3 protein-coding genes are annotated in these 9,560 nt (G+C 52.9%); all 3 read left to right on the top strand.

Annotated features, from left to right (window positions below; genetic code table 11):
* Positions 1-1,148: HlyD family secretion protein (locus tag ACQ9LF_RS09640; protein ID WP_462489186.1), on the top strand; the 1,148-nt coding region annotated here is incomplete at its 5' end.
* A gap of 39 nt (positions 1,149-1,187) precedes the next feature.
* On the top strand, positions 1,188-2,879 hold the full coding sequence (locus ACQ9LF_RS09635; protein ID WP_462489185.1) for a TolC family protein: 1,692 nt from the start codon (positions 1,188-1,190) through the stop codon (positions 2,877-2,879).
* A 303-nt stretch (positions 2,880-3,182) separates the two neighbouring features.
* On the top strand, positions 3,183-9,452 hold the full coding sequence (locus ACQ9LF_RS09630; RefSeq protein WP_462489184.1) for a lamin tail domain-containing protein: 6,270 nt from the start codon (positions 3,183-3,185) through the stop codon (positions 9,450-9,452).
* The last annotated feature ends 108 nt before the right edge of the window (positions 9,453-9,560 follow it).

Below are 9,560 nucleotides of genomic sequence, written 5' to 3'. Positions count from 1 at the left end.
CAGAAATGGCTCGGAAAGCAGGTAAAACATTTGGAGGGATTCTGCCGGTTATTATCTGGCTGGCTTCAGTTGGCGCCGTGGTGGTGCTCTACACCCAGCGGATTGGCAGCTTTACAGTCCAGGGGATTGCCTATGCCCCCAGTCAGACTGTTATGGCTGTGGAAAATGCCACTATCCGGCGTATTTACGTGCAGCCCTGCCAGGCGGTTCGCAAGGGGGATTTGCTGGTGCTGATTGAGCTGGGCAATCCTCTGGAAAATGAATACGCCCGTTCTTTGGCGGCGGCTCAGCGGGCCACGGCTCGTGCGGAAGTGGAGCGACTCAGAGCGGAGCTGGATGCCATGCAGGCCGAGTTTGACAATACGATGAAGGTCCAGCAGTCCGAGCAGAGCCTGGCCTATCGCCGGCTGGCCCTGGATGTGGAACGGGCCAGGCTGGATTTGCTGGATGCCAAGGCAACCCTGGAAGCGGATCGCGGTATGCTGGCCGGGCTGGAGCTGGAGAAGAACAGCCTGGAACTGCTGCTGGAGCGTCAAGCTGTCGATTCCTATGAGGTTCAGCGTATTCGGATGGAGCATGAAAGCATGGCCCGCAAGGTTCGCGCCGAAGAGGAGTTGGTCAAGGAGGCCCAGGAAAACCTGCTTCTGGCTCAGAAAGAACTGGAACAGCAGCAGCAGGTCGTATTGGGTGATGATTATCTTCAGCGGCAGCTGGCACCGTTTGAAAAGGCTGTCGAGGTCCAGGAAAAATACATCGAAGAATGCTTTGCCCCGGTTAGTCAATTGGCGGTTCGGGCCGAAATCGATGGCGTTGTCGGCAGTATTGCATACAGTGAAGGGCAGTCTATTACTCCGGGACTTCCCATCCTGACTGTGACCAGTCCGGATGCCGAATATGTAATGATCTGGCTGGATCAGCATAAGGCGGGACTGGTCAAGGAAAATATGCCGGTTGAGTTGATTAAATCAACCATTCCTCGTTCGGTGATTCGGTCTCAGGTGGTTTCTGTTGGGTCGGCGTTTGAGCAGATTCCTGCACAGTTGTGGGTCGATCCGAAGCTGCCTTTGTGGGGCAGGCCTGTTCGTATTGCAGTACCGCAGGGGGTCAGTCTGATGGCCAATGAACTGGTCGGCATTCGCGGCCTGTAAATATGCACATAGAATATCATGATATTGTTCAGGGTAAAGATGTCTTATCCAAAAACCCATAGCCTGTTCCGTTATGTGAGTCTGTCGCATCTGGGGTTGGGGTTGTGTCTTGCCGTATTGGCCGCAGGACTGGTCGGCTGCGGTATGGACCGTCAGAAGGCGGGTCAAGAGGCCGATGAGCAGGTCTATCGTCTTATCGAGAATCAGTGGCAGGACTCCTTTGGTGCTCGTACGGATTATCAAATTGATCGCGGGGCTCAATCCCTCAACAGTACCATTTTGCCGCGCGTATGTGAGAAAGGTACCCTGACGCTGTCGGAGGCGGTTCAGCTGGCAACCTGGGCCAGTCCGGAATTTCAGACGGCACGGGAACAGTTGTACCTGGTTGGTCTGGATCAGACCGAGGCGGAACACCTGTACGAGATTACTCCGTTTGCCTCAGCCGCCGCCGGGCAGAGCATGGTACGCAATACCACGTCCAGCTCGGCTCGTCCTTATGAAAATGAAATCCGCGGCGGACAGGGGACTGTTGGCATTCAGAAGCTCCTGGCAACCGGAGCGCTGTTTACGACGGATTTGACTCTTGGGTCATTTGATGTGGTGTCGGGCAGCTACCGAACCGGCGGGGCATCTCTGTTTCAGGCTGCCATTACCCAGCCGCTGCTGCGGGGGGCGGATCGCAAGGTGGTGCTGGAAACCCTGACCCAGGCCCAGCGCAATACGCTCTATCAGATACGGTCATTTAATCGTTTTCGCAAGACGTTTACGGTCTCGGTGGTCAGTGATTATTATCGCCTGATGGAATATGCACTGCGGGTGCGTTATGCCCGGGACAATATCCAGCAGCTCAAGCAGTTGTATCAAAAGATGCAGCATCTCAGCCAGTTTGGCTTTGTTGCCCAGCATGAACTGGAAGAAACCCGTCAGGATATCCTGAAGGCCGAAGATGGCTTTGCTCAAACGCAGCGTCTCTACCGGGAAATGCTGGATTTATTCAAGCTGCGTCTGCTGATTCCGCCGGATGTGGATATTGAACCCGACGCGGCAGAGTGGCAGGCACTGGAAGATTTCGGTCAGTGCGAAATCATGATGACCGAACAGCAGGCCATCGATGCGGCTCAGTGTCAGCGTTTGGACCTGGCGAATATGTCTGACCAGGTGGAAGATGCCTATCGGCATATCGAGGTGGCGGCGGATGCTCTGAAAATGGATTTATCGGTCGTCGGGTTGGCCTCTCCGGCCTCCCGGGGGCGAATGACCTTTGGGGCCGATCCAGGTGATTTACAGCGGACTCAGGATCGCTATGAACTGAGTCTGCGAGCGGATTTTGCGATGGACCGTCTGCTGGAACGGAACAACTATAAACGGGCTTTGATTGCCTTGAGTCAGCAGCAGCGTGCTCATCTGCAATTGACGGATCAGGTCATTGCCGAGGTCCGCAAAGCCTGGCGTGATATGGAAGAGGCTCACGATCGCAGTGTGTTGCAGGTCAACGCCAAAAAGCTGGCCCAGCAGCGTCTGGATACGACTTTGCTGCTGATGCAGCATGGCCGGGCCAACACCCGCGATGTGCTGCGTGCTCAGGAAGATTATTACTCTGCTCAGGAAGGCTATGTGACGGCAATGGCGGATTTTGCTGTGGCGAAGATGAATTTCCTGCGAGATACGGAGATGCTCTGGATTCATCCAAATGGGGAGTATACGGTTCAAACCGCGTCAGCGGCTAAGTGACAGATTCAGGAGTGCCAGATTGTATACCCAAGGGGTATGATTATCCCGCGACGGCCACAGGCCGTTTTATGCCGGGCCATCACGGGGTTGCGACCCCTACGCAGCAGCGGGGACAAAGCTGTTGCTGGACGCTATTGAGCCGTGACAAAATGGGTTATATCAGGCGATAAGTATAATCCCGGAAATTTCGGATTTCCGGGTATTCGGTCAATCGAGGGGTCTGTTTAGACGAAATAATAAAGCTGACTTATAAGCTTTGTAGTCAGGCAATACAAGTTATGGGACCTTGTAAGGGGTATGGATATGGACCGATGGATAGTGACAGTATGGTTCGCGGTGATTCTGACTTGCCAAGTTCCGGCAGAGCTGGTTCACCGTTACAGTTTCAGCGGCACCTGCAATGACAGTATCGGGACTGCCCACGGGCTTTTGATCAATGGTACGGGTCAGGCCCGCTTTGCCAATGGTCAACTGATCCTGGGCAATAATGGTTCTCAGAGTTCGGGCGGATCAGCCATTGATTATGTCGATTTGCCTAACGGCATTATTTCCTCGCTGGGAAAGCAGGCGACTTTCGAAGCCTGGGTAACCTGGACGGGCAGTTCGATGTGGCAGCGTATTTTTGATTTCGGCACCAGTAGTGCCGGAGAAGGCTATTCGGCCAGTTCTGCCAATACCACGTATTTTTTTGCAACCCCTCTGGGTGGAGCCAGTGTCCTTCGCTTTGGCTACCGCTATGGTCCCTCGTCCGATGAAAGGGTGATGGACGGACCGGTCTTTGGCTCTGGTCAGCATCATGTTGTTGTTACCTGGAATGAAAATACCGCTGAAACAGTGATGTATCTGGATGGCGTCAGGGTGGCCAGCGGATCAATTCATTTTGCCCTAGCTTCGATGACGGATAACAATAACTGGCTTGGACGTTCGCAATGGATAGATCCGATGTTCTGCGGCAGCTACAATGAATTTCGCATCTGGAATCATGCGATGACCGATGCGGAGGTTCAGGTCAGTTATAACCGCGGGCCGGATACCATTCCATTAACACTGCTGGATATTGAGCAAACCGGCGGGGCAACAGCTGTTGAAGAAGGCAAGACTGCCGATTCCATTTCGATTGTGCTTAAAAAACAGCCGACAGCCAACGTCCAGGTTACGCTGACCCCTCAGACGGGCGATTTGGAGCTGAATGGTGGTTTCCCCGGGGATCCGATTACCCTGACCTTTACTCCGGCCAACTGGGCGGTGGCACAGACAGTGCAGCTGGTGGCGGTTCAGGATGACCTTGAAGAGGGGGATGAAGTATGTTCTGTTGCGTTTGGGATTGTCAGTGCCGATCCTGACTATAACAACGGCTATGTTTCGCCTCTGTCTGTTTTTATTGTCGATTATGTCGTCCATCCCTGTCCGGCCGGCGATATTAATGGGGATTGCGAAGTCACTCTTGATGATCTGCAATTGTTTGCCATGCAGTGGCTGGATCCTGCCGGATGCAGCGGCCTGTATTGTGGGGATCTGATTGGAGATGACGGGGTGAACTTTGCCGATCTGGTCATTCTGTCTGAATCATGGCTGGATACCTTTGGGCCGGTTGTGATCAATGAGTTTATGGCCCAGAATGCCAGCACCAACCCTGATGATTCGCGCGAATCCTGGGAGGTTTTCGACGAAACCGGCGAATCGACCGACTGGATTGAATTGTATAATGTTTCGGATATTCCCATCAGCATGAACGGCTGGTATCTTACTGATAATCCGGACAATCTGACGCAATGGGCGTTTCCTTCGCATGTTATTTTACAGCCCAAGTCGTATTTGCTGATTTATGCCAGCGGCAAGGATCATGTCAGCGGAGATTACATTCACACCAATTTTTCGCTGTCGGAGGGCGGGGAGTATCTGGCTCTGGTTGCTCCCGGAGGGAAAATAGTATCGGAATATCGCGATGTCAATGGGGGGTATCCGCCGCAGGAAACCAACGTCTCCTACGGTCTGTTCGGCTATTTTACCGAACATCGGTATTTCTATCCGGCAACACCCAACCGACCCAACAAAAATTCCGCGATGGGCATTGCTCCGGATACACAATTCAGCGTCAAGCGGGGATTCTTCACGGCTCCCTTCGATGTTACCATTACCACCGACGACCCGACAGCCACGATTCGTTATACGCTGGACGGCAGCACGCCGACTCTGGAAAACGGTTTTGTTTACAATCCCGATACCCCCATCCACATCAGCAAGACAACGACACTGCGTGCGACCGCCTTTAAGACCGGCTGGCTGCCCGGTAATGTCGATACCCAAACCTATATTTTCATCGGCGATGTGATAACCCAGTCGCCCAATGGCGAATTGCCCGGCCCGGGCTGGCCTGCCAGCAGAGCCGTCAATAGCCATATTATGGATTATGGGATGGATCCGGATATTATCAATCATGCGGTCTATTCGTCGCTGATGGATGAGGCCTTGCTGGCTATTCCGACCCTGTCGCTGGTGACGGACCTGAAATATCTGTTTGACCCGGTTCAGGGGGTCTATGTCAATACCGGTAACACAACGCGATCCGATGGCGATTCCTTTGAGCGTCCCTGTTCGCTGGAATTGATTAATCCGGACGGTTCGGATGGATTTCAGATTGACTGCGGGATGCGCATTCGCGGGGGTGCCAGCCGGAACGCCAACAATCCCAAGCATGCGCTGCGATTCTTTTTCCGCAGTCAGTATGGGGCAGGCAAGCTGAAATATCCGCTGTTTGGCGAGGAAGGCACCGATGAATTCGACAAGATCGATTTAAGGACCGCGGCCAACTACGGATGGTCGGCCTGCTGGCTGTCTGCTTCGATTAATACCCAGAATACCTTTGTTCGGGATGAATATTCCCGGCTGGTTCAAGGGCAGCTGGGGCATCCTTACACCCGCGGACGATATTATCATCTGTATATCAACGGTCAGTACTGGGGACTGTATCAGACGGAGGAACGTCCGGATGCACGGTTTGCCGCGTCTTATCTGGGCGGAGTCAAAGACGATTATGATGTGGTCAAGCCGGATATTACCGTGGGTCGTACAGTGGCTGCAACGGATGGGAATATGGATGCCTATCGTCGTCTTTATGATGCGGTTATCGACGGGATAGGGTCCATTACCGAATACTACGCTCTTCAGGGGATGAATCCGGACGGGACCCGCAATCCGGCTTATGAACGGCTTCTGGATGTGGATAATCTGATCGATTATATGCTGATTGATTACTACAGTTCCGATGGTGACGGAGCCGGTTCGCGTTTTGTAGCAACCAATAATTTCTTTGGCATCTACAATCGCAATAACCCGGATGGCTTCAAGTGGATACAGCACGACAGTGAACATACGTTTGGTGCCTATGAGGCCGGGGATTCGCGGCGTGAAAATATGGTGACGCCGTTGACGACGGCAGGGGCTAACTTTGCCTATTTTAACCCGCACTGGCTGCATGAACAGCTGGCCAATCAGAACCCCGAATATCGCCTGCGGTTTGCTGACCGAACCCAGGAATTATTCTTCAACGGCGGTCTGCTCAGTGCTGACAGGGTCTGGCAGACGATGACAGGTCTGGCCTCGCAGATCGATATGGCGATTATTGCCGAATCTGCCCGCTGGGGCGATGCGACGGTATCGACGCCACGGACACGAGAGACCTGGCTGGAAGCCCTGACATTTTTGCATAATTATATTTATGGAACCAGCTCGACATTGTCCGACCCCACTGCCAATGGGTATCAGAACTGGCCGATGCAATTACGCGAAATCCGCGTCCGCGACCAATTCCGTTCGGTCAAATGGTTCCCGGCAATTGATGCGCCGCAGTATGGTCAGCAGGGGGGATATGTTGCATCCAATTACGCCTTATCGATAACCAATCCTAACAGCAGCGGGACGATTTACTATACGCTGGACGGGTCCGACCCCCGCCAGGCCCCGACGGATGATCAGGCCGGAACAGAAGTGGTGTTGGTTGCTGAAAACGCCGCTAAACAGGTGCTGATTCCAACGCAGAACATTTATGTTCCCGATGGTACGGTACGGGCCGAGACCTGGACAGGCATTAGCGGAGATACCATCGCCAGCCTGACCGGAAATGCGAATTACCCGAATATGCCAAGCAAAGTGGAATTCTGGAACAGCTTCCAGATGCCGGCGATCAACTGGGCGGATTACTATGGAACACGTGTCCGGGCGCTGGTTTATCCTCCGGCGACAGGATCTTACACCTTCTGGATTGCCAGCGATGACAATGGTCAGCTGCTGCTCAGTACCGATGCAACAGAAGCCAACGCATCGGTGGTTGCTTCGATCTCGTCCTGGGTGAATCCGAATACCTGGACGACCTACAGCAGCCAGAAATCGACGTCGAGAGTGTTGACTGCCGGAAATGCGTATTATATCGAGGCGATTCAGAAAGAGCATGCCGGCGGCGACCATCTGAGTATTGCCTGGTCCGGGCCTGGGATCAGCGGACCGGTTGTCATTGCCGGACAATATTTGTCGATTCCGGAAAATGTCTGGGCGAGCCGTACGTATACCCCAACCGGCTGGATTACCGGCAGCGGGGCGGTCGCGTATGAGCGCAATCCCGGCGATGCCGTAAACTTTTCCAGCTATGTCAGCAGCGGGATCAATGTGGGTTCCCAGATGTATAATGTCAATACGTCTTGTTATATTCGCATTCCCTTCCAGTATAACGGCCAGGCGATTACGCAGCTGCTTCTGAAAATCCGCTACGACGATGGCATCGTCGTCTTTCTCAACGGTAAAGAAGTGGCACGGGATAATGTGGCTACGGCGTCTGCACCGGTTTGGAACACTGCTGCAGCGACATACCGCGATGACAGTATTGCTCTGACACCGGCGATATTTGATTTGAGTGCGTATATCAATCAGCTTCAGGTTGGAACCAATGTGCTGGCGATTCAGGGGATGAATAATGTCAGTACCAGCAGCGATTTCCTGATTTCGGCCCAACTGGTTGGCAGGATGTCCATCGGCACGCCGTCGGCGACTGCGACGACTTATACGTCGCCGGTGACGCTAAGGAAAAGCACTCAGGTCAAAGCCCGGGTATTTACCGGCTCCGAATGGTCCGCTGTCAACAAGGCCACTTTTGCCGTCGGCCCGATCAAAGAAAGCCTTCGCATCACTGAATTGATGTATAATCCCCAGGATCCTAATCTGGAATTTATCGAATTACAGAACGTTGGGACTGAGACGATCAATCTGAATTGGGTTGCCTTCGACAGAGGAATTACACATACCTTTGACGACGTGGATGTTGCCCCGAATGGATTTGTCCTGCTGGTCAATAACAAACCCCGGTTTGAATCCGCGTATACGATACCTGCCGGGGTTCCGGTGATTCAGTGGACCTCCGGACAACTGAGTAATAGCGGCGAAACGATTCAATTGCTCGATGCTGCCGGAGCGGTTATCCAGTCGTTTGCCTACAAGGATTCATGGTATCCGCAGACCGATGGCGATGGATTCTCGCTGACGATGCTCAATCCGACCAGTGCAGATCTGACTTTGTGGAGTCAAAAAACCGGCTGGGCTCCCAGTACCTACACTGGCGGCTCTCCCGGCCGGACAGACACCCCGCTGGCACCCGGCAGTATTGTCATCAACGAGATTCTGGCACATTCCCATGATAACGCCCCGGACTGGATCGAGCTGTATAATACAACCGATTCGCCGATTTCGGTTGGCGGCTGGTATCTCAGTGATGATGCCGCTGTTCCGCAAAAATATCAAATCCCGGATGGATTGTTTGTTCCTCGCTATGGATACCTGGTGCTTTATGAAGATACCCATTTTGGTACCGCATTCCGCCTAAGCGAAAACGGGGAAGAAGTCTGCCTGACTGCGGCTGTGGGCGGGGTTATGACGGGTTATAGCGTAAAGCAGGAATTCGGGGCTTCAGAAACGGGTGTCTCATTTGGCCGTTACCAGAAAACCTCAGGCGGCTATGACTTTGTATTAATGACCAGCAATACGCCGAATGCTGCCAATGCGGCTCCACTGGTTGGCCCGGTAGTGATCACTGAGATTATGTACAATCCGCTGTCCAACGGAGACGCAGAGTATGTGGAAATCCAGAATATCAGCAGCCAGACAGTCGATTTATGGCTGTCCGATGCTGGACAAGTGATTCCATGGCGATTTGTGGATGAAGACAGCAGCATTTTATTGAATATCCCTGTCGATACCTGGCTTGCCCCCGGCGAAAAGATGTTGCTGATTAAGAATTTGGCGGCATTCCAGAGTGAATTTGGCTCTATCCCGTCAGGTCTGAAATATGCCGTTTGGTCTTCGGGTAGTCTGTCCAATGGCGGCGAAAGGCTGGAACTGCTTAAGCCGGGTGATACAGCCAATGGGATACGGTATTATATTCGTGTGGACCGTGTGAATTATGACGATGATGCTCCGTGGCCAACATCGCCGGATGGAACGGGCAAAGCTCTGGGACGTATTACTCCTTCGGCGTATGGCAATGATTATGCCAACTGGCAGGCAATAACCCCTACCCCGGGACAATAACCATCGATGAAAGTCTTATCGTGGCCTGTTTATAGCAAAAAAACTGACTTTTTTGAAAAAAGAGACAAAACAAGTAAAAAAACAACTCGGTTCCAGAGTTTATTAAGT

The sequence above is a fragment of the Anaeroglomus insulsum genome (assembly GCF_050689095.1).
Lineage (GTDB): Bacteria > Planctomycetota > Phycisphaerae > Sedimentisphaerales > Anaerohalosphaeraceae > Anaeroglomus > Anaeroglomus insulsum.
The sequence above is the reverse complement of the archived record's forward strand: the minus strand, read 5'-3'. Positions and strand labels throughout refer to the sequence as shown.

Excerpts from the sequence above, each read along its gene's own strand:
- ACQ9LF_RS09635 (WP_462489185.1), top strand. The coding sequence starts at position 1,188 with ATGTCTTATCCAAAAACCCATAGCCTGTTCCGTTATGTGAGTCTGTCG.
- ACQ9LF_RS09630 (WP_462489184.1), top strand. The coding sequence starts at position 3,183 with ATGGACCGATGGATAGTGACAGTATGGTTCGCGGTGATTCTGACTTGC.